Source organism: Telluria mixta (genome assembly GCF_029223865.1).
Lineage (GTDB): Bacteria > Pseudomonadota > Gammaproteobacteria > Burkholderiales > Burkholderiaceae_D > Telluria > Telluria mixta.
This window is the reverse complement of the sequence record NZ_CP119520.1, coordinates 5,446,229-5,464,941: the sequence shown is the minus strand read 5'-3', so window position 1 is coordinate 5,464,941 and position 18,713 is coordinate 5,446,229. Positions and strand designations below refer to the sequence as shown.

General features: G+C 67.1%; 20 protein-coding genes. 11 read left to right on the top strand and 9 right to left on the bottom strand.

The window, feature by feature from the left end; all coding sequences use genetic code 11:
- Nucleotides 1–113 precede the first annotated feature (113 nt).
- The 3 genes from P0M04_RS24150 to P0M04_RS24140 all read left to right on the top strand — a co-directional run bounded on the left by P0M04_RS24150 (nucleotide 114) and on the right by P0M04_RS24140 (nucleotide 3,829).
- Nucleotides 114–3,131, top strand: a complete 3,018-nt coding sequence (locus tag P0M04_RS24150) for a TonB-dependent receptor (protein ID WP_259449243.1) — start codon at nucleotides 114–116, stop codon at nucleotides 3,129–3,131.
- Between the two features lie 80 nt (nucleotides 3,132–3,211).
- Entirely contained in the window at nucleotides 3,212–3,424 is a 213-nt protein-coding gene (locus P0M04_RS24145) for a hypothetical protein (RefSeq protein ID WP_259449244.1), read from the top strand.
- An 18-nt stretch (nucleotides 3,425–3,442) separates the two neighbouring features.
- Nucleotides 3,443–3,829, top strand: coding sequence for a glyoxalase superfamily protein (locus P0M04_RS24140; protein WP_259449245.1), 387 nt, complete (start codon nucleotides 3,443–3,445; stop codon nucleotides 3,827–3,829).
- Here P0M04_RS24140 and P0M04_RS24135 read toward each other — a convergent pair.
- The 7 genes from P0M04_RS24135 to P0M04_RS24105 all read right to left on the bottom strand — a co-directional run bounded on the left by P0M04_RS24135 (nucleotide 3,826) and on the right by P0M04_RS24105 (nucleotide 10,657).
- Entirely contained in the window at nucleotides 3,826–5,025 is a 1,200-nt protein-coding gene (locus P0M04_RS24135; RefSeq protein WP_259449246.1) for a glycosyltransferase family 9 protein, read from the bottom strand. The genes P0M04_RS24140 and P0M04_RS24135 overlap by 4 nt on opposite strands.
- Nucleotides 5,026–5,123: 98 nt before the next feature.
- Nucleotides 5,124–5,711, bottom strand: coding sequence for a helix-turn-helix transcriptional regulator (locus P0M04_RS24130; RefSeq protein ID WP_259449247.1), 588 nt, complete (start codon nucleotides 5,709–5,711; stop codon nucleotides 5,124–5,126).
- A gap of 6 nt (nucleotides 5,712–5,717) precedes the next feature.
- Nucleotides 5,718–6,437: a hypothetical protein gene (locus P0M04_RS24125; protein WP_259449248.1), complete on the bottom strand. Its 720-nt coding sequence runs from the start codon at nucleotides 6,435–6,437 to the stop codon at nucleotides 5,718–5,720.
- A gap of 21 nt (nucleotides 6,438–6,458) precedes the next feature.
- The gene (locus P0M04_RS24120) at nucleotides 6,459–6,992 is read right to left on the bottom strand and encodes a hypothetical protein (protein ID WP_259449249.1); all 534 of its coding nucleotides are present in this window, start codon (nucleotides 6,990–6,992) and stop codon (nucleotides 6,459–6,461) included.
- Nucleotides 6,985–7,440, bottom strand: coding sequence for a (2Fe-2S)-binding protein (locus tag P0M04_RS24115; protein ID WP_036227903.1), 456 nt, complete (start codon nucleotides 7,438–7,440; stop codon nucleotides 6,985–6,987). Before P0M04_RS24115 ends, P0M04_RS24120 begins: the two co-directional genes overlap by 8 nt.
- Nucleotides 7,441–7,454: 14 nt before the next feature.
- On the bottom strand, nucleotides 7,455–9,608 hold the full coding sequence (locus P0M04_RS24110; protein ID WP_259449250.1) for a xanthine dehydrogenase family protein molybdopterin-binding subunit: 2,154 nt from the start codon (nucleotides 9,606–9,608) through the stop codon (nucleotides 7,455–7,457).
- 110 nt (nucleotides 9,609–9,718) lie between these two features.
- The gene (locus tag P0M04_RS24105; protein WP_259449251.1) at nucleotides 9,719–10,657 is read right to left on the bottom strand and encodes a GlxA family transcriptional regulator; all 939 of its coding nucleotides are present in this window, start codon (nucleotides 10,655–10,657) and stop codon (nucleotides 9,719–9,721) included.
- A 202-nt stretch (nucleotides 10,658–10,859) separates the two neighbouring features.
- On the opposite strand from P0M04_RS24105, the gene P0M04_RS24100 reads away from it, so the two are divergent.
- From P0M04_RS24100 to P0M04_RS24090, 3 genes are all read left to right on the top strand, one after another.
- Nucleotides 10,860–11,738 carry a PhzF family phenazine biosynthesis protein gene (locus P0M04_RS24100; RefSeq protein ID WP_259449252.1) on the top strand — a complete coding sequence of 293 codons (879 nt, stop codon included), beginning with the start codon at nucleotides 10,860–10,862 and terminating at the stop codon, nucleotides 11,736–11,738.
- A gap of 64 nt (nucleotides 11,739–11,802) precedes the next feature.
- Nucleotides 11,803–12,153 carry a TfoX/Sxy family protein gene (locus P0M04_RS24095; protein ID WP_259449253.1) on the top strand — a complete coding sequence of 117 codons (351 nt, stop codon included), beginning with the start codon at nucleotides 11,803–11,805 and terminating at the stop codon, nucleotides 12,151–12,153.
- A gap of 113 nt (nucleotides 12,154–12,266) precedes the next feature.
- Nucleotides 12,267–12,800 (top strand): hypothetical protein, encoded by a 534-nt coding sequence (locus P0M04_RS24090; protein ID WP_259449254.1) that lies wholly within the window; start codon nucleotides 12,267–12,269, stop codon nucleotides 12,798–12,800.
- Between the two features lie 24 nt (nucleotides 12,801–12,824).
- Here the strand turns inward: P0M04_RS24090 and P0M04_RS24085 are convergent, their stop codons facing one another.
- Entirely contained in the window at nucleotides 12,825–13,109 is a 285-nt protein-coding gene (locus tag P0M04_RS24085; protein ID WP_259449255.1) for a hypothetical protein, read from the bottom strand.
- Nucleotides 13,110–13,310: 201 nt separating this feature from the next.
- Between P0M04_RS24085 and P0M04_RS24080 the strand changes: the two genes are divergently transcribed.
- Entirely contained in the window at nucleotides 13,311–13,673 is a 363-nt protein-coding gene (locus P0M04_RS24080; RefSeq protein ID WP_259449256.1) for a hypothetical protein, read from the top strand.
- Between the two features lie 23 nt (nucleotides 13,674–13,696).
- On the opposite strand, the gene P0M04_RS24075 is transcribed toward P0M04_RS24080, so the two are convergent.
- Nucleotides 13,697–15,316 (bottom strand): right-handed parallel beta-helix repeat-containing protein, encoded by a 1,620-nt coding sequence (locus tag P0M04_RS24075; protein ID WP_259449257.1) that lies wholly within the window; start codon nucleotides 15,314–15,316, stop codon nucleotides 13,697–13,699.
- A gap of 108 nt (nucleotides 15,317–15,424) precedes the next feature.
- On the opposite strand from P0M04_RS24075, the gene P0M04_RS24070 reads away from it, so the two are divergent.
- The 4 genes from P0M04_RS24070 to P0M04_RS24055 all read left to right on the top strand — a co-directional run bounded on the left by P0M04_RS24070 (nucleotide 15,425) and on the right by P0M04_RS24055 (nucleotide 18,712).
- Complete coding sequence (locus tag P0M04_RS24070) at nucleotides 15,425–16,432, top strand: S41 family peptidase (RefSeq protein WP_259449258.1); 1,008 nt, start codon at nucleotides 15,425–15,427, stop codon at nucleotides 16,430–16,432.
- 7 nt (nucleotides 16,433–16,439) lie between these two features.
- On the top strand, nucleotides 16,440–17,174 hold the full coding sequence (locus P0M04_RS24065) for a hypothetical protein (RefSeq protein ID WP_259449259.1): 735 nt from the start codon (nucleotides 16,440–16,442) through the stop codon (nucleotides 17,172–17,174).
- Nucleotides 17,175–17,195: 21 nt separating this feature from the next.
- Nucleotides 17,196–17,669, top strand: a complete 474-nt coding sequence (gene lspA, locus P0M04_RS24060) for a signal peptidase II (protein WP_259449260.1) — start codon at nucleotides 17,196–17,198, stop codon at nucleotides 17,667–17,669.
- 71 nt (nucleotides 17,670–17,740) lie between these two features.
- Nucleotides 17,741–18,712, top strand: coding sequence for a family 43 glycosylhydrolase (locus P0M04_RS24055; protein ID WP_259449261.1), 972 nt, complete (start codon nucleotides 17,741–17,743; stop codon nucleotides 18,710–18,712).
- Nucleotide 18,713: the final 1 nt, after the last annotated feature.

The window sequence follows — 18,713 nt, the reverse complement described above, 5'->3', positions numbered from 1 at the left end:
TGATTATTACCGTGATCGGGCCGGAAGGACGGTTCGCGGCACGGTGCTTGGCGCTACCATGCCCCCGTCAATATGACCGCATGCGTCAACGATAACAACACGGAGACAACACGATGCAATTCACTGGACACCCTCGGACCTTTCATCCCCTCTCGCGCCGCAGCCGCATCAGCGTCGGCGTCCTCGCCATGCTCGCGTCGCTGCACGCGCACGGCCAGGAGACTGCCGCCGCGGCCGACGCCGCACCTGCCGCCACGACCAGCGCCGACGGCAAATCGCCCGACAGCGTCGTCGTCGTGACGGGCTTTCGCGCAAGCCTGAACAGCGCGCTGAACACGAAAAAGAACAGCGACGGCATCATCGACGTGATCAAGGCCGAGGACATCGCCAAGTTCCCCGACGCGAACCTCGCGGAATCGCTGCAGCGCGTGCCCGGCGTGGCGCTGGCGCGCGGCGACGGCGGCGAAGGCAAGCAGATCACCGTGCGCGGCCTGAACGCGGGCTTTACGCGCGTGCGCATCAACGGCATCGAAGGCGTGGCGGCGACCGGCGCGTCGGACATCAACGGCAGCACGAACCGCGGCCGCGGCTTCGACTTTTCCGTGTTTGCCTCGGAGCTGTTCAACAGCCTCGAAGTGCGCAAGACGTCGGAAGCGGACATCGAGGAAGGATCGCTGGGCGCCACCGTCGACCTGCGCACGGCGCGGCCGTTCGACTTCAAGGGCCGCACGTTCAGCATCGGCGGCCAGGAAAGCCACAACTCCCTGAGCGGGAAGACGCAGCCGCGCGTGACCGCCCTGCTGTCGGACCGCTGGGACACCGGCTACGGCAAGATCGGCGCCCTGCTCTCCGCCGCGTATTCGAAACGGCGCGCGACGGAGGAAGGCTACGAGGCCGTGGAACTGCTCAGCGCGAGCAATGACGGCGGCTTCTGCTCGCCCGTGGGCGTCTCCCCGCAGGTCCCGGGCAACGATGCGATCAAGGGCATCACCGCGACGACGTGCGGCACCGGCATGCCGCGTGCGACCGACCCGACGGCCTACAACAGCGTCATGGGCCGCAAGGACAATTACGGCGGCACGGTCGCGAATCCCGCCGCCGGCTCGGGCGCGTTCGCGCCGCGCATCCCGCGCTACCGCCGCTCGCAGACGGATTACCAGCGCACCGGCATCACCAACTCGTACCAGTGGCGCAATGCTGACAGCGAGCTGAATCTGGACCTCATGTACGGCAAGTTCGCCAATAAACGCTACGACAACTACATCGAGGCGATCTCGTTCGGCCGCAACCTGGGCTCGAACGGCAAGCCGCAGACGTCGATCCTGGACGCGCACTTCGACCAGAACGGCAGCTGGGACTACGGCAAGTTCAACGGCGTGGACGTGCGCACCGAGGGCCTGCTGGACGTGTACACTACCAAGTTCCGCCAGCACGTGCTGTCCGGCAGCCACAAGTTCAGCGACACGGTGAAGGCCGACTTCATGGCCGGTAACTCGAACTCGAACCTGAACGAACCGATGCGCGCGACCGTGCAGTTCGACGCGCCGAACGTGAACGGCTTCTCGTGGGACTTCCGCGACAACCGCAACGTCCCGGCGCTCAACTTCGGCATGGACGTGAGCAATCCCGCCAACTTCCAGTGGGCCCCGCAGGACGCCGCCGGCAACGTGCGCGGCATGTTCGTCGGCCGCTACCTGGACACGACGAACAAGCTGCAGACCCAGGCCGCCAACGTGCATTGGGAAATCAACGACCACCTGACGAGCCACTTCGGCATCTCCGCGCGCAAGAACATCTGGACGAACTACGAGATCGGCAACAGCGCCAACGCGGTGAACCTGCCGGCGGGCGTGACGATGGCCGACATCTCGCGCCAGATCAGCGGCTTCGGCTCCGGCCTCGGCGGCACCGGCGTGCCGACGTCGTGGGCGGCCGTCGACCTGCAGAAGTTCCTCGGCGCAGTCAACACGGAATGCCATTGCGACGCCGTACCGGGCTCGCAATACAACTACCTGGCGCAGACGAACCGCCGCGTGGAAGAAAAGATCAATGCGCTGTATGGCATGGTCGACTTCAATTACGACCTGTTCGGCGTGACGTGGCGCGGCAACGCCGGCGTGCGCGGCGCCGAGACGACGGCCACCTCCATGGCGATGATCAACGTGCAGGGCCAGCTGCAGCCGAACACGGGCACGAAGAAATACCGCGACTGGCTGCCCGCCTTCAACCTGACGGCGCAGCTGCCGAAGGACGTGTTCCTGCGCTTCTCGGCCGGCAAGACGCTGTCGCGCCCCGAGTACACGGACCTCGCGCCGAATGCCACCGTGTCGCCGATCGCGCAATCGGTCTCGATCGGCAACCCGAACCTGGACCCGATCCGCGCCAACACGTACGACCTGCAGGCCGAGTGGTATTACGCGAAGAACGCGATGATCTCGCTCGGGCACTTCCGCAAGGATATCAAGAGCTTCATCCAGAGCGTCAACGAGCGCGTGCCCTACAACACGCTGGGCCTGCCGAACGAACTCCTGATCCTGAACGGCTGCTCGCTGACGGGCGCCCCGATCTGCCAGACCTTGCCGACCACGGAAGTCAACGTCAGCCGCAAGGTCAACACGGCGGGCGGCCCGCTGAAAGGCTGGGAGTTCAACCTGCAGGCGCCGTTCAGCTTCCTGCCTGGCTTCTGGAGCAATTTCGGCCTGCTCGCCAACGCGACGCGCGTGAAGTCGCGCATCACGTACATCACCCGCGTGGACAACCCGGCCACCCCGGCCAACGAGCAGCTGACGCAGGTGGCGGACTTCACGGGCCTGTCGCCGCGCACGCACAACCTGACCCTGTACTACGAGGATGCGAAGTTCAGCGCGCGCGTGTCGGCGGCGCACCGCTCCAGCTATATCTACGCCGTGCTGGGCGACGTGGCGGGTCACGACTACACGATGGTCGACGGCTCGACCAACATCGACATGAGCCTCTCGTACAACATCACGCCGCAGCTGCGCGTGTCGCTGGAAGGCCAGAACCTGAACGACACGCCGCTGCGCTACGGCCGCGACACGCAACGCAACGACACGCTGCTGTACGTGCACTCGGGCCGGTCGTTCGTGCTGGGGCTGAACTACAAGTACTGACGATGCGGGTGTGAGAAAGTGCGATCTTTACGGCGCGGCGATCTGGTATGCTTTCCGTTTCACTGCCATCCCGCCGCGCCATGTCATTCTTCGCACGCTACTCACGCTTCCTTGCCCCCGCCTGCATGTTGCTGGTTGCGGCCATGCGCCTCGTGGACGCCGTGCGCTCGGGCGCGACCGCCGACTGGCTTGCGGGCATCGGCTTCGCCGGCGTGGCCGTCATGCTCTACCTGGCCCTCGGCGCGGCGCACCGCAAGCGTCTCGCCGACGCCGGCCGGGACGGCAGCGCCTGATTCGTACAAGGAAGCCTCATGTACACCCTGTCCCGCGTCACCCCGGTCCTGCGCATCTTCGACGAAGCGAAGGCGCGTGAATTCTATGTCGACTTCCTCGGCTTCACGATCGACTGGGAGCACCGCTTCGAAGGCGGCGACTTCCCCGTCTACATGCAGGTGTCGCTGGGCGACTGCGTCTTGCACCTGTCCGAACACTACGGCGACGGCAGCCCGGGCGCATCGATCCGCATCGCCGTGCGCGACCTCGACGGCTACCAGGCCACGCTGCTGGCCAAGTCCTTCAAATACTCGCGCCCGCACATCCAGACGATGCCGTGGGGGACGCGCGAGATGACGATCCGCGATCCGTCGCACAACCGCCTGTCGTTCGAGGAACCGGTTCCGGAAACCGACGCGCCTTAATCGCATCCGTCCACGGCAGCCAGCACCTCGTCCACGCCGATACGCGTGACCCAGTCGTCCGCTTCCGGCACCATGATCACGGTGCTGCGGGCCCGGTCGACCGGCGCCCATTCCGGGTGGTTGCGGCGCATCAGCGCGACGACCGGCACGCCCACCGCGTTCGCCAGGTGCATCACGGCCGTCTCCACGGAGATCACGAGGCTGCACAGCCGTATCACGGCCGGTAGCTGGAAGAAGTGCTCGTCCGCGCTGAACAGGCGCACGTGCGCGAGGTCCGGGTCGGACCGTCCTTCGAACAGCCGGCGCGCTTCCTCCAGCGCTTCCGGAACGACGTTGACGACGACGGTTACGCCGCGCCACACGAGCCGGTTCTTCAGTGACCGCGCCAGCGCGGCCACCCGTTCCAGCGGCCACGTGCGGTCCGGCGATTTCGAATACGCGTTCACGAATACGACGGGTTTGCCCACCGTGCAGCCCCAGGCCGCGAACTGCGCGTGCGCGCTGCGTACCCAGCGTTCGGGGATGTGCAGCCGCGGCAGACGCGCGGCCGGGGGCACGTCGACGCCGAAGCAGCGGGCGAACCACCCGGCGTAGATGTCGCTGATGTGCCGATCCGCCGCCTCCGCGGGCCCGTACACGGGCAGCACCGCGTCCAGCTTGCGGTAGCCGGCCCAGCGCGACGGCACGTGCAGCAGGCGCTCGGCCGGCTTCGTCAGGCCCACGACGAAACCGTGCGGGCTGATGCGGCGCGCCAGCCGCGCATAACGGTGGCAGTCGACGACGGCCAGCGACGCGACGACGGGATAGCGTTCCGCGCGCGCCTCGTCGACGGATTGCGCGAACGCGGCCGGGCTGTACGTGCTGTCGTAGACCTTGGCTATCCATGGACAGGCCGCGAGCCAGTCGTACAGCGCGTACCTGCGCAGGTGCGGCCACGCGGCCGGATCGGCCGTGCGGCGCCGCTCGTCGACCCACACGTGGATGCGCACGTGAGGCCACGCGCGGGCGAACGCCTGCAGACACGCTTGCAGGTACGTAAAATCGCCGATGGCGAGGTGGGTGACGAACAGGATGCGGTCGGCGCGCGCCAGCACGCCGGCCGGCACGAGCGGCAAGGCCGCCGCTGTGTGTCGTGCCGCCTCCCGGGCGGGTCGGACCGGAATCGTTCCGGCATGTGCGCGCGCTGTGTTCACCATCGTCCTTTCGTCGCAGATCTGGCCGAATTATGCGCAGGACGGCGCGCGCCATGTGTGTCGAATAAAACTCTTTTACCCTTCTTTACGTCCCTTTACACTCAACCCGGCACCACGCCGTCGATACCGACGATGCCCCGCTGCGCCGCCACGACGACGGCCTGCAGCCGCGCCGACACGCCCAGCTTGCCCATCAGGTTGCGCAGATGCCAACGCACGGTGCCGACGCCGATGCCCAGGTCGCGCGCGATCTGCTTGTCGCACCGGCCCCCGGCCAGCAACCGCAGCACGTCCGTCTCGCGGTTCGTCAGGTGCTCGCGGCACCCGCCGACTTCCAGCTGCTTCGTCACGCCCGGACTGTAGTGCCGGTCGCCCGTCAGGATGCGCCGCACGGCGTAGCGCAGCTCCGCCGCGTCGGCGTCTTCCAGCAGGTAGCCCGCCACGGCCGCCGCGCAGGCGCGCAGCACGTCGGCTTCCTTGTCGCGGTGCGTCACGATGAGGACCTGCCGCCCGGGCGCGATGGCGAGGCCCGTGTCGTAGTCGGCGATGACGAGGTCCGCGCCGGCCGCCGCGCCGGGCTCCAGGTCGTGCGTCGTCACCCGCCAGTCGGGGTCGTGCAGGGATGCCGCGAGGCCCGCCGTCATCAGGGGCCGCGCGTGCATCACGTGGATCTTGCTGCCGATGTGCATGCGCCCTCAGCCGAAACGCACGTCGCTGACGGCGATGGACACGACCAGCGGATCGGTCGAGTAGCCACCGTCGGGGTTGCGCACGTAGATCAGGTGCCGGGTCGGCAGGTTGACGCCGTCGACCGTCGCATAGTCCGAGAAATAATGCACGGCCGGCGTGCCGCCGTTGATGTCCACATCGTAATCGTGACGACGCAACCTGAAATCGGCGCCGACGTAGAACGTCTGCACGCGGCTGTGCGTGGCGATCGTGTCCGGGTAGGTGACGCGCAGGCGGTGCCACTTCTCGCCGTTTTTGTCCCACGCCGACAGTTCCTCGAACCCGAAACCGGGTTCCGCGAACGCGAACGGCAAGGTGAGGTAGTTCCACATGGCGTAGCCGACGAAATAGGCCAGCTGCAGGTCAGACCATGGCGTCTCCAGGCCGAAGCCGGCGAACGACGCGCGCGGGTCGGCCAGCGAGTCGACCACGGCGCCGTCCACCGTCTCGATGGCGGCATACTGCGGCGTCACGGCCGTGCGGCGGCCGGCCATGCCGAACGGCGCATGCGACGTCCACTGGCGCTTCAGGTCGACTGTCACGTCCACTTCATCCAGCTTGCCGCCATGCCCTTTCAGCGGCCACAGGATGCCGCCTTGGCTCAGGTGGGCCGACAGCTTGTCATGCGACTTCCAGCGGGCCAGGCCGCCGTGGGCTTCGAGAATCTGTTCGATCAGCGTGTTCATTGTCATTCCTTGATAAAAAGTTCAGGGCGTGCCGGGGCACGGCAGGCCGGCGTCGGCCCACGCGACGAGGGCCTTCACGAAATCGTCATGCGACAGCGCCGGCGTCGTGCGGTTGCTGCCGGGCTGCCACGCCCACAGCACGAGCGGATCGGTGCGCATGTGCTCCACCACCTCGTGCGGCGTCCTGCGGTTGCCGTTGCGGGCCGGGTCGCGCATCTGCAGGCACACCGCTGTCTTGTCCAGTCCCTGCCACGTCATGCTGCGCGGCGCGAGGTGCCAGTCCTTCACGCCGGGCACGCGCCCGTCGGCGGAGTTCGTCGCCTGGTGGCAGGCCTGGCAGCGCAGCGCGGCCGACCCGTGGCCGTCCGCCCCGCGCACGACCTGCTGCGCGTGAATGACGCCCCAGTCCTTCTGGCGCGGCGCGTCGGCCTGGTGGCAGTTGATGCAGCGCGGGCCCATCACGACACTGGCCACCGGATCGAACAGGGACGCATCGCCCGCATGCGCGACCGCGCCGAGGCCGAGCGCGCACAGGAATACGAGAACCTTACGCATCGCCCGCCGCCTGGTGGATCGCGAGCCGGATGCGCTGGTAAGTGCCGCAGCGGCAGATATTGCCCGACATGGCCTGGTCGATGTCCGTGTCGGTCGGCTTCGGGATCGCCTTCAGCAGCGCGGTCGCGGCCATGATCTGGCCGGACTGGCAGTAGCCGCACTGCGGCACGTCCAGCGCGGCCCAGGCCTTCTGCACCCGCTGGCCGACCGGCGTGGCGCCGATCGCTTCGATGGTCGTGATCTTGTGCCCGGCCGCGGCCGAGATCGGGGTCACGCAGGCGCGCACGGGCTGGCCGTCCAGATGCACCGTGCAGGCGCCGCACAGCGCCATGCCGCAGCCGAACTTGGTGCCGTTCAGGTGCAGCTCGTCGCGCAGCACCCACAGCAGGGGCGTATCCGGTTCGGCCGTCACGGTCTGCCGTTTGCCGTTGATGTTCAATGTGGTCATGTTCGTTCCTTTATTCAGGCGGTGGGCAGGGTTGCGCCGATGGGCAGCTTGCGGATGCGGCGGCCGGACAGCGCGTACACGGCATTGGCCAGCGCGGGCATCAATGCGGCCGTTCCCGGCTCGCCCATGCCGCCCGGCGCGTCGGTGCTCGCGACGATGTGCGTCTCGACCCTGGGCGCCTCGTGCATGCGCAGCACGCGGTAATCGTGAAAGTTGCTCTGTTCGACACGGCCGTCGCGGAACGTGATGTCGCCGTACAGCGCGCCGCTGATGCCGAACACGATGGCGCTTTCGACCTGGGCGCGCACCGTGTCCGGATTCACCACGGCGCCGCAGTCGACCGCGCAGACGACGCGCGGCACGCGGATCTCGTTCTCCGGCCCGGCCACCGCATCGACGACGAGCGCCATGTAGGTGCCGAACGCGAACTGCACGGACAGCCCGCGCCCGGTGTTGCCCGCGCGGGGCCCCTGCCAGCCGGCCTTCTCGGCCGCCAGTTCGAGCACGCGGCGCGCGCGCGGGTCGTGGCCCAGCAGGTCGAGGCGGTAGCGCAGCGGATCGGCGCCGGCGGCGGCCGCCAGCTCGTCGATGAAGCTCTCCACGACATACACGTTGTGCGTGGGCCCGACGCCGCGCCAGAACGCGGTCGGGATGTTGCGCGGTTCATGGCGCACGTACGAGACGCCGATCGCGGGGAAGGCATACGGCGGGGCCTCGGCGCCATCCATCGTCTCGTGGTCGAAACCGTTCTGGAATGCGGGCGGCATGAAGCGGCCCAGGACGGACGATCCCGTGACGTGGTGCGTCCACGCGACGACCTTGCCCTGCGCGTCCAGACCCGCGCGCACGCGGTCGTAGAAGTAAGGACGGTACATGTCGTGCTGGATGTCCTGCTCGCGGCTCCACACCACCTTAACGGGATGCGGCACTTCGCGCGCGATGCGAACGGCGCGTTCGACGCCGTCGATCTCCAGCCGGCGTCCGAAACCGCCGCCCAGCAGGTGGTTGTGCACCGTCACGCGCTCCTCCGGCAGGCCAGTGACCTTGGCCGCCACCGCGCGGGCGCGGGTGATGACCTGGGTACCGGTCCAGATCTCGCAGCTGTCCGGCTTCACGTGCACGGTGCAGTTCATCGGTTCCATCGCGGCGTGCGCGAGGAACGGCAGCTCGTAGGTCGCCTCGATCACGCGCGCGGCCTTGCCCAGTGCGGCCTCCGGGTCGCCGTCCGTGCGCACTTTCGCGCCGGCGCCCTGGGCCGCCTTGGCCATGTCGACCACGATGTCCTGCGTCGCGAGTCCGGCATTCGGACCGTCGTCCCAGCGCACCGCCAGCGCAGCGATGCCCTTATTGGCGGCGCCCATGTTGTCCGCGACAACCGCGACGCAATCGTCCAGCTTCACGACCTGGCGCACGCCCAGGATCCGCAGTGCGGCCGCGTCGTCCGCGCCGGCCAGGCGGCCCCCGAACACAGGAGAAATGGCCAGCGCCGCGACCTTCATGCCGGGGACGACGGCGTCGATGCCATAGCGCGCGGACCCATTCAGCTTGCCTGGCGTGTCGAGGCGCTTCGCCGGCGTGCCGATCAGGCGGAATTCGCTCGCCGGTTTCAGCACGACGTCCGCATCCTTCGGCAGCGGCAGCTTCGCAGCGTCATCGACCAGCTGGCCGTAGCGCAGCCGGCGCCCGCTGGGGACGTGCAGCACGGTGCCCCGCTCGGCGCGGCACGAGGCCGGATCAACGTTCCAGCGGCCGGCCGCCGCGCGCACCAGCAGCATGCGGGCCGTGGCACCGGCGCGGCGCATGGGCTCCCACGCGGCGCGGATCGTCGTCGAACCGCCCGTCACCTGGAAGCCGAGGGCCGGATTGATGAATCTGGCGTCGTCGGGCGGCGCGTGTTCCAGCACGACGTCCTTCAGGTCGATCTCGAGTTCTTCCGCGATCAGCATCGGGATCGAGGTGTACGTGCCCTGCCCCATCTCGACATAGGGCATGGTCAGGGTCACCTTGCCGTCGGGACGGATGCGCACGATGGCGTTGGGGGCGACGCCGGCGCTGGACGCCATGGCGGCGGCGCCGGCGACCGGCAGCGCGAACTGGAGCAGGAGGCCGCCGCCGGCGGCGGCACCGGCCGCGAGGAAGCGGCGCCGGGATAAGGTGGGATGGGACAAGATCAACTCCTGTGGAATGGTTGCCAATCATTGTAGGAAGGCAAGCCTCCCGACGTGGGCCATGATCGGGGCGATCCGGGCCATGGCGACCCTGTCTTAGGATAGGGGTGTCAGTCCGAGCGGCGGCGCAGATCCTGGGGAGTCTGGCGGTACACGCGCGCGAGCGCCATGCGCATCTGGTTCGCGCTCGCGAATCCCGCTTCGCGCGCCACCGTGTCGAGCGGCAACGTGGAACTCTCCAGCAGCGTGCGCGCGACCTCGGCGCGCATGGTCTCGATCGCGCGCGCCGGCGATTGTCCCGTCTCGGCGCGGAACATGCGCGTGAAGTGGCGCCGGCTCATGTGGACCTGGTCCGCGAGTTCGTCGATCGACAGCGGCAGCCGGAGATTGCGGCGCGCATAGCCGAGCGCCGTGCGGATGCGGTCCGACTTCGGCCGCATGTCAAGCAGGTTGGAAGACTGCGTGTCCGCGCCGCTGCGCCAGTGGTACAGCACGAGCCTGCGCGCGACGGCCAGCGCGACGTCCGCACCGAGATCGTCCTCCACGAGCGCGAGGGCGAGGTCGATCGACGCCGTCATCCCGGCCGAACTCCAGATCTTGCCGTCGCGGATCCACACGCGCTCCGGATCCACGCGGATCGCCGGATGGCGCTTCTGCAGGCCCGCCGCGTGCATCGCGCGCACGGCGACGAGGCGCCCGTCCAGCAGTCCGGTCGGCGCCAGCAGCGCCGTGCCGTTGCAGACCGTGCCGATGCGGCGCGCGCCGGTGGCGGCCCGGCGCAGCAGCGCGACGGTGTCGGCGTCCGGGACGATCGGGTCCGCCGCGCCGAACACGAGGACGGTGTCGAATGCCCCGTCGGCCTCGCGCCACGCCTGCGTCTGGAGTGTCGCGCCGGCCGCGCTGCGGATGGGCGTCCCGTGCGCGGACACGATGCGCAGGTCGTAGGGCCGGCCGGCATACTCGTTGTTCGCGAGGTCGAACACGGTCATGGCGCCCAGGTCGACGAGCTGGAAGCCGGGGAACAGGAAAAAGGCGATGGATCGGTTCATGGTTCAGGGCAGATGATCGCGCACCCTGCGGCGGGTGTTCGGACGAATTTCCCTCATCGACGGACATCGTTGTCCGGGCGACCGCAGCGATACCGTGCAGGGCCGATCGCCAGTACAGTGCCGGCCGCAATCGGCCGACTGTGCCTGTCGGTGCGCACCGCCGTTACGTAGACTGGTCCCATCCCGACAACACGAGACCCACATGACACGCCTTCCTTTCAAGACTGTCGACGTCTTCACCGCCACCCCGTTCCTGGGCAATCCGCTCGCCGTCGTGTTCGACGCCGACGACCTCTCGACCGCGCAGATGCAGCGCATCGCCAACTGGACCAACCTGTCCGAGACGACGTTCGTGCTGCGTCCCACGCAGGCCGGCGCCGACTATCGCGTGCGCATCTTCACGCCGGGTGCCGAGCTGCCGTTCGCCGGCCATCCGACCATCGGCACCGCGCACGCGCTGCTGGAGGCGGGCAGGATCGCACCGCGCGACGGCCTCCTGACACAGGAATGCGCGGCGGGCCTGGTCCGGCTGGACGTGACGCGCGCGGACGATGGCGCGCGCTGGATCGCGTTCGAGCTGCCGGCGACGACGATCACCCCGCTGGGTGCAGCGCAGGCGGATGAACTGGCACGCATCCTCGGCACGCCGCTGGCCGGCATCGCCCCGCCGTGCCTCGTGGATGCGGGAACGCGCTGGGTCGTCGCGCAGCTGCCGGATGCCGGCGCCGTGCTGGCCGCCGCGCCGGACCTGGTCCGCATGAAGGCGCACGATGCCGCAACCGGCAACACGGGCGTGATCGTGTTCGGCCCGCACGCCGACGGCGCCGCCGCACGCATCGAGGTGCGCGCGTTCGCGCCCGCGCACGGCGTCGACGAAGACCCGGTCTGCGGCAGCGGCAACGGCTCGATCGCCGCCTATCTGCGGCACACGGACCAGGTTGAATCGTTCGGCCGCGACTTCCTGTCCAGCCAGGGCGCCGCCGTCGGCCGGGCCGGCATCCTGCGCCTCACAATCGGGCCGGATGCGATCCGGGTCGGCGGCAACGCCGTCACCTGCGTCGACGGGCACCTGACGTTCTGACGTCTTGATCGAATCGCCGGGCCGGGCTACGCTGGCGGTTTCGATCACGGCACGGAGGACGCGCATGGCAACGGACAAGGGCTTCATCGACTACGTCGCGGAAGTGGTGGGTTTGGGGGCGCGGCTGACGCACCGGAAGATGTTCGGCGAATACGCCCTGTACGTGGACGACAAGGTCGTCGCCTTCGCCTGCGACGGCAGCCTGTTCGTGAAACCGTCCGACGCCGCCGCGCGCCTCGCGCCCGACCTGCCGCAAGGGCCGCCCTACCCCGGCGCCAAGGATTATCCGATCGCCGACGAACTGCTCGACGAACCGGAGGCGCTGCGCCGCCTGCTGCTCGAGACAGCGGCGATCATGCCGCCACCGAAGCCGAAGAAGCCCGCCGCACCGCGTGCGAAACGGGGTGCAGGCTGACAGCGCGATATCACCGTCCGGCGCCCGAATACCGCCGTTCGTCGCAAACGGCGAGCCGGCAGTGTACCGCTTGCGCTATCGTCATCCCGTTATCAATCGGCTTTGGAAAAACCATGAACACGATCCGCGTCATCCTGTGCGCCACCGCCATCCTTGCGACCACGTCCTTTGCCCACGCCTCGACCATCTCCATGGACGCCAAGGAAGGGGATGGCCCGGAGCGTGTCGGCCCCCGCCAGCAGCCCGCATCGGGGAAGCCCTCCCTGCAGTCGACGAGCCGATGGACCGAATTGATGTTGAAGGACGATGCGGTGTATATGCAGCTCACGGATTACGGCATGAAGCAGGTCGGGGAGCCGGAGGACGCCCCGGCCAGGGACGAAGGCTTTTTCGGTAACATGATGAGGTCGATGGCGCTCAGCGGCGTAAAGCATTTTCTCAACCACAGCATTGCGCTGTCGCTGGCCGACATGCGCTCCGCCCTGGTTCGACGTGGCGAAGTCGTTCTCGTCACGTGCCAGGGCAAGGAAGTGTTCAACAAGGTCAAGATCAACGACCAGGTGCAGACCTATCCGCAGGATAAAGCGGAAGAGTTCGTCAAGGACCTCAACCGGCAGCGGGAAAAGCTCCCCGCATGCCGGACCTGACGCAATCCTGGTCGGCGGCCGCCATCAGGCCCGGCGCCGCAGGCGCTTGTCGGCAACGCGCGCATAACCGTCGACGACGTGTGCCGGAAGCATGGTCGCGATGCCGTGCAGGATGAGCGGGAGCAGCACGAACTCGTCGATCGTGCCAAGCAGGGGCACCGCGAAATTCAGCGGCTCCACGGCGAACAACGCCAGGACGGCCAGTGCCGGCAACAGCCATCCGGGGCGGTTCTCGTGGCGGATGGCGAACCACAGCAGGCGCAGGTCCTGACCGGCGACGGTGCGCCACAGTGCAATGATGCGTTTCAAGGCGGGCCTCCATGGCTGGCGACGTTTCGGTAGCCCCTAGATGGGTCGTGCTGGGCTCGAACGCAATAGACGATCGAAAAAATCGCATCGCCTGCCAGGTTCCGGCCTTCGGCAGGTTTTCCTGAGTGAATGTATACTAGCGGCATTCGCGCATTGCCGCGGGCGTTGACCGATAAACGCCATCACTTGCCTGATTTTCCGATGACATTACGCCAGCTTACCGTTTTCCTGGGTGGATACCTCGCGACAGTCGTTGTCCTCGCCCGCCTGTACCATCGCTTTTCCGGGGTTGCCACGGCCGCCGACATCGCCATCTGCCTCGCCATCGCCCTGCTGATCGGCTTCGCGGCCGGCACGTCGGAAACGGCCGCACGGCATGGCGCGGCTTTCGTGCTCGCCTCGTTCTGCGGCGCGTTCACGATCCTGCTGTCGTTCTACGCGGACACGGCCCGCCTGGCCCTGGTCGCCTTGCCTTATGTCTTCTTCTGGACGAATGCCGCCTGGTTGGGATGGCAGGCGGCCCGGATCTGCCGTACCGCTTTGAACGCACCCTCGGCGCAGTAGTCGGGCGAACTCACCAGGAGTCGTCAACGCCCGGGCCGGAAGCTGCAGGTCTTGAGAGCTCCATGGTCTGGATCGCCGAACGTGGCGTTCGAGCAAGTCACGGGACCGGTGAGTACCTTCGTCACGTTCTTGTTTTCGGTCCCGTAACGCACCCGGTTGGTGCCGCTGAGCTGGCAGATCGCGCCCTCGCCCGCGCAAGGCGTCCAGGCGCTTGCGGCGGCGGTTTTCCGCAACGCCGCCGGCACCACCGCGGTAACGTCGGCATAGCTGCAGGTCTTGGCCTGGCCGCGCGCCGGGTCGCCGAACGCGGCAACCGTGCAGGGCGTCGATGCGGTCACGATCTTCGACGTATACATGCCCCCGCCGCCGAAACGCACTTCATGTGTGCCGCTGAAGCTGCAGACCTTGCTCTCGGCGGCGCATTCGGTCCAGGTGACCGCTTTCGCGCCGGCCCTGGCGCCGGGTACCTCATAGGCGCCGAGGTCAAGCGCGCCCGCAACGGGACGCTCCTCGCCCGACGCAACGTCCTTGTACTGCCCGGTCGGCGCCAGCGACACGCCGGAGGCCGACTTGCCCGGGTCGGTGCCTGCGTCGATCACGAGCGCGCTGGCAAACCGCCGCAAGCTGCCGGTCGAGCGATCGGCGATGTCAGGGGCGAATACACGGTAATTGTTCTTCAGTATCGCGGTGGCCTGGGTACTGAGTGTGCCGTTGCCGACGAAAATATTGTTCTGGATGAGCGCGGGCGTCGATACCTTGCCGCTGACGAACAGGAACATCCCGCCGCCGAAGTCGTTCACCACCGTATTGTTGACGAAGTACAGGTCCTGGCCCGGATTGGTCGCCCCTTCCTCGCCGTACGCCACGATGGTCGGATTCTGGTTGGCAGCCGGTTGCTGGATGACGTTGCCGATGACGTAGGAGGTGCCCGCATTCGGGAGGTCGATCTCGTAGCTTGGCTGGCCCGAGGCCGTGCTGCCCTTTTCGCCCGGATTCGTGCTCGAGAAGCGGTTGTAGGCGATCGTGTTCGTCATCGCGCGCGATTTCAGGTTGTGGCCGACGTTCGCATCGTGCGAATAGTTGTAGCGGAACGTGAGGCTCTTGACCTTGCCGATATACAGGTTATGCGTCTGGCCCGTGCCGCCGCCGTTGTGGCCGAACTCGGTGTATTCGATCACGATGTCGCTGTTCGGGTTGGCGTTCGCCAGGATACCGTTCTCGTTGTCGTGAATGAACGAATGACGTAACGTGAAGTTGGTACCCTGCAGACGGAAGGCGGCGCCGTTGGCGTCCATCACCTTCGCGCCCACCATCTCGACGTTGTCCACGGTCAGGTTGTTGCCGTTGACCACCCAGATACCCTTGTCGGCGGCATTCTTCCCAGCCGCGTCGATCCGCGGGCGGCCGTCGACGCCGCGGATGGTCAGGTCGTTGCGGTTGATGCTGCAGGTGTCGCCACTGTAGGTCGTGTCACCGGTAATTTCGATGGTGTCGCCATCCCGGGCCGCGGCGATGGCCGCGCATGGTGCGGAAAAGGCCTTGCCCGGGCCGACGGACAGTGTCGCGGCCGGGGCGCTGCCGATGACGGCTGCGGCCAGCGAGAAGAAGGAGATCGAGCGGAATACGATGTGCGTGCTATGCATGAGCCGAGCTTAGCACGGTTCGGCCCGACGCCACCTTTCCGATAGGTGACAATCCGTGCATTTCCCGGCCGGGCTTTCCGATAATCTTTCGAGCGTGGAGGAAAAGAATTGAAGAGAAACCTGCTCGTCCTGCTGGTGTTGCTGTCGCTGGGGCTGACCGGCACCGTCATTGCACTGCCGGAGCTGTTCCAGGCCGGCTTGCCGGTCGACGGCGCCATGCGCACACAAACGATCGATACGCTCGTTGCCCGGCTCGACCAGCACTACGTCTTCCCCGACAAGGCAAGACACATAGCGACGTTCCTGCGCGAGCGGCAGCGGGACGGCCAATACGACACGCTGACAGACGGCGAACAGTTTGCCGCGCAGCTCACGGCCGACATGGCTTCCGTGGCCCACGATCTGCACATGAAGGTGAAGTTCAGCCCGACGCGCCTGCGGCCCGGCCGCGAGCCTGACGGCATGACGAATGCGATGTCGAACGCCGCCCGCAACCACACCTACGGCGTCGAGAAGGTCGACCACCTGAGCCCCGCCATCGGCTACCTGCGGATATCGGCATTCCTGCCCCGTTCCGCGGTAGCGGGACGGTATGCATCCGCGCTGGACGCGCTGTCCGATACGGACGCGCTCATCATCGATGTGCGCGACAACAGCGGCGGCGCTCCCGAATCGGTCGCCCTGCTGATCAGCTATTTCGTCGACCGCCCCACGCGTCTGAACGACATCTGGTCGCGCGATACCGACCGGACGACGCAGGCCTGGACCGAGGGCGCGCTCGACGGCAAACGCTATGGCGGCAGGAAGCCCGTCGTGATCCTGGCCGGCCCGGGTACGGCGTCCGCCGGCGAAGACTTCACTTATACGATGCAGGCATTGAAACGCGCCACCGTAATAGGAGAACGGACGTGGGGCGGCGCCCATCCGATAGGGATGTATCGCCTCGGCGACCACTTTTATGCCGCCATCCCGCACAGCCGCTCCATCAGCCCGATCACGCACACGAACTGGGAAGGCACAGGCGTCACACCCGATGTCGCGGCGCCATCCGCCGATGCGCTCGCGGTGGCGCAGGACATGCTGCAGCGTCGGCTCGACGCCGCCCCATCTCCATGACGACCCCATGAAAAAATTCATCAAGCTCGTATTGTTCGCCTCGGCACTGGCCCTTCCCGTCCGCGCGCTGTGCTCGTCCGCCTGGGTGGCCCGCGCCTTCGTCGGCGCGCAAGGCTATGTGCAGATCGACGACGGCGTGTATGCCGCGCGCGATCTGCCGCTCGAGGAGCGCCGGCGCGCCTTGACCGCCCTGCACGCGGCCCGCGGACGCATCGCCGGGACGTTCGGCGCCCCGGTAGCGCGACCGACGACGATCATCGCGGCCAATGACCGGGAGGCGGCGCGCCTCGGCCTGGCGGACGACGTCCCCGGCACGGCATTCATCTCGCCGCTGCGCACCGAGGTGGTATTGAATCTGGCGCACTTCAGCATCGACGTCACGGCCCACGAGCTGGTACATGCCGAAGTGGCGCAGCGACTCGGGTTCTGGACCCGTGCCGTCAAGCTGCCGGTGTGGTTCGATGAAGGCGTCGCCGTGCAGCTCGACCGGCGCGAGCCTTACCTCATCGACTGCGGCGCCGTCGGCGGGCAGCGCATCCGCGAGGTGCGGCAACTGACGACCGTGCGCCGTTTCTGGCATGGCGACGGAGGGCAGATCGTGCGCAACTACCAGGCCGCCAAATGCGCGGCGGCCGACGTGCTCGAGCGGCATCCGCCGCGCACCTTGTATGCGTCGCTGGCACGGCTGGCCGAGGGCGCGCATTTCGACGACGTGTTCGGGCCCGAGCCGATCACACCCTGAATGCAACGAATGACGTCCTTTATGCCCCTGCTCCGAATCGCTATCGCATCGCTGGTCTTCTTCGGCCTGGATCGTCTGTCGAAAGTCATCATCATCCAGTGGCTCGACCTGGCGACCGTGCAGCATCTCCCCGTCTGGCCTCCGTATCTGAATTTCGTGATGGCCTGGAACAAAGGCGTCAACTTCGGCTTTCTGAACGGCGCCGACGCCCGCTGGCTGCTCGTCGCGACCAGTATCGTCGTCTCGCTGGCGCTGGCATTCTGGGCACGCAACAAGCCAGGCTGGCCGTTATTGCTTGCATGCGGCGCCATCATCGGCGGTGCGCTCGGCAATGCCTACGACCGGGTCGTCTACGGCGCGGTGGCCGATTACATCAACGTGAGCTGCTGTGGGATCGCCAACCCGTATTCGTTCAACGTGGCCGACGTATGGATTTTCGGCGGTGCGCTGTTCCTGGTCCTGGCGCACGATTTCGCCCAGCGCGAGAAAATTTAGTTATCGATATCATTTCACTCCCCAACCTGTGCTAGCATGCGTGCTCGTTCCTATTTCGACCACGAGCCGCCATGCACCTGACACGCCGTTTCTTCGCAGTTCTCGCTCCCACGTTGTCGCTTGCCCTTGCCGCCCACGCGGCCGCACCGCAGACGGGCCATCCCATCGCCTCGCGCTTCAACGCGGACCCGTCGCCGCACTTTTTCCCCGCCGCGAAGGGCGACAAGTTCTACCTGTACGCGACGGACGACGCGTCGAACACCGGCAAATACTGGGATTCCGTCACGTGGCGCCTGTACACGTCGCCCGACATGAAGACGTGGCGCGACGCGGGCGTGCCGCTCGCCGTCACCGTGTTCAAGTGGGCGCGTCCCGACGCGAAGGCGTGGGCACCCGAAGCGGTCTACCGCAACGGGAAGTATTATTTTTATGCGCCCGTCGGCGGCGACAAGATCGGCGTGGCGGTGTCCGACCGGCCGGATGGGGGCTTCGTCGATGCGCGCAACGATGCACTCGTCGACCGGGAGCGCGACGTGAATGCAGGCGACGAGCCGATCGATCCGGCCGTCTTCGTCGACAAGGACGGCCAGGCGTACATGTACTTCGGCACGCGCGTGCCGAAGGTCGTGAAGCTGAAGCCCGACATGATCTCGCTGGACGGCCCGATCCGCATCGTGAAGATCGACGGCCTTCCTTCTTCCGACCCGAAGAAGAAATACGGCGAAGCGCCGTTCATGCACGAGCATAACGGCGTGTACTACTTCACGTTCTCGTCCGGCTGGCCCGGCCAGATCCTGTACGCGACGGCCAGCTCGCCGATGGGCCCCTTCACGTACCGCGGCGTCATGATCGACTACCTGAAGATCTCGACGAACCACCAGGCCATCCTCGAACACGACGGCAAGAGCTGGGTGTTCTACCACGACGCCCTGCTCCCGGGCGGCGGTGGTTACCGCCGTTCGATCGCCATCGCGCCGCTGGAATACGGCGCCGATGGATCGATCAAGCAGGTCGCGGTGAAGCCCGGCCAGCCGAACGACTGAC

What these genes read in the sequence shown, in the direction of transcription:
- P0M04_RS24130 (WP_259449247.1), bottom strand. Translation starts at nt 5,711, where the DNA reads ATGCACATCGGCAGCAAGATCCACGTGATGCACGCGCGGCCCCTGATG.
- P0M04_RS24145 (WP_259449244.1), top strand. Translation starts at nt 3,212, where the DNA reads ATGTCATTCTTCGCACGCTACTCACGCTTCCTTGCCCCCGCCTGCATG.
- P0M04_RS24150 (WP_259449243.1), top strand. Translation starts at nt 114, where the DNA reads ATGCAATTCACTGGACACCCTCGGACCTTTCATCCCCTCTCGCGCCGC.
- P0M04_RS24115 (WP_036227903.1), bottom strand. Translation starts at nt 7,440, where the DNA reads ATGACCACATTGAACATCAACGGCAAACGGCAGACCGTGACGGCCGAA.
- P0M04_RS24080 (WP_259449256.1), top strand. Translation starts at nt 13,311, where the DNA reads ATGACATTACGCCAGCTTACCGTTTTCCTGGGTGGATACCTCGCGACA.
- P0M04_RS24090 (WP_259449254.1), top strand. Translation starts at nt 12,267, where the DNA reads ATGAACACGATCCGCGTCATCCTGTGCGCCACCGCCATCCTTGCGACC.
- P0M04_RS24065 (WP_259449259.1), top strand. Translation starts at nt 16,440, where the DNA reads ATGAAAAAATTCATCAAGCTCGTATTGTTCGCCTCGGCACTGGCCCTT.
- P0M04_RS24100 (WP_259449252.1), top strand. Translation starts at nt 10,860, where the DNA reads ATGACACGCCTTCCTTTCAAGACTGTCGACGTCTTCACCGCCACCCCG.
- P0M04_RS24135 (WP_259449246.1), bottom strand. Translation starts at nt 5,025, where the DNA reads ATGGTGAACACAGCGCGCGCACATGCCGGAACGATTCCGGTCCGACCC.
- P0M04_RS24095 (WP_259449253.1), top strand. Translation starts at nt 11,803, where the DNA reads ATGGCAACGGACAAGGGCTTCATCGACTACGTCGCGGAAGTGGTGGGT.
- lspA (WP_259449260.1), top strand. Translation starts at nt 17,196, where the DNA reads ATGCCCCTGCTCCGAATCGCTATCGCATCGCTGGTCTTCTTCGGCCTG.
- P0M04_RS24105 (WP_259449251.1), bottom strand. Translation starts at nt 10,657, where the DNA reads ATGAACCGATCCATCGCCTTTTTCCTGTTCCCCGGCTTCCAGCTCGTC.
- P0M04_RS24125 (WP_259449248.1), bottom strand. Translation starts at nt 6,437, where the DNA reads ATGAACACGCTGATCGAACAGATTCTCGAAGCCCACGGCGGCCTGGCC.
- P0M04_RS24075 (WP_259449257.1), bottom strand. Translation starts at nt 15,316, where the DNA reads ATGCATAGCACGCACATCGTATTCCGCTCGATCTCCTTCTTCTCGCTG.
- P0M04_RS24120 (WP_259449249.1), bottom strand. Translation starts at nt 6,992, where the DNA reads ATGCGTAAGGTTCTCGTATTCCTGTGCGCGCTCGGCCTCGGCGCGGTC.
- P0M04_RS24140 (WP_259449245.1), top strand. Translation starts at nt 3,443, where the DNA reads ATGTACACCCTGTCCCGCGTCACCCCGGTCCTGCGCATCTTCGACGAA.
- P0M04_RS24055 (WP_259449261.1), top strand. Translation starts at nt 17,741, where the DNA reads ATGCACCTGACACGCCGTTTCTTCGCAGTTCTCGCTCCCACGTTGTCG.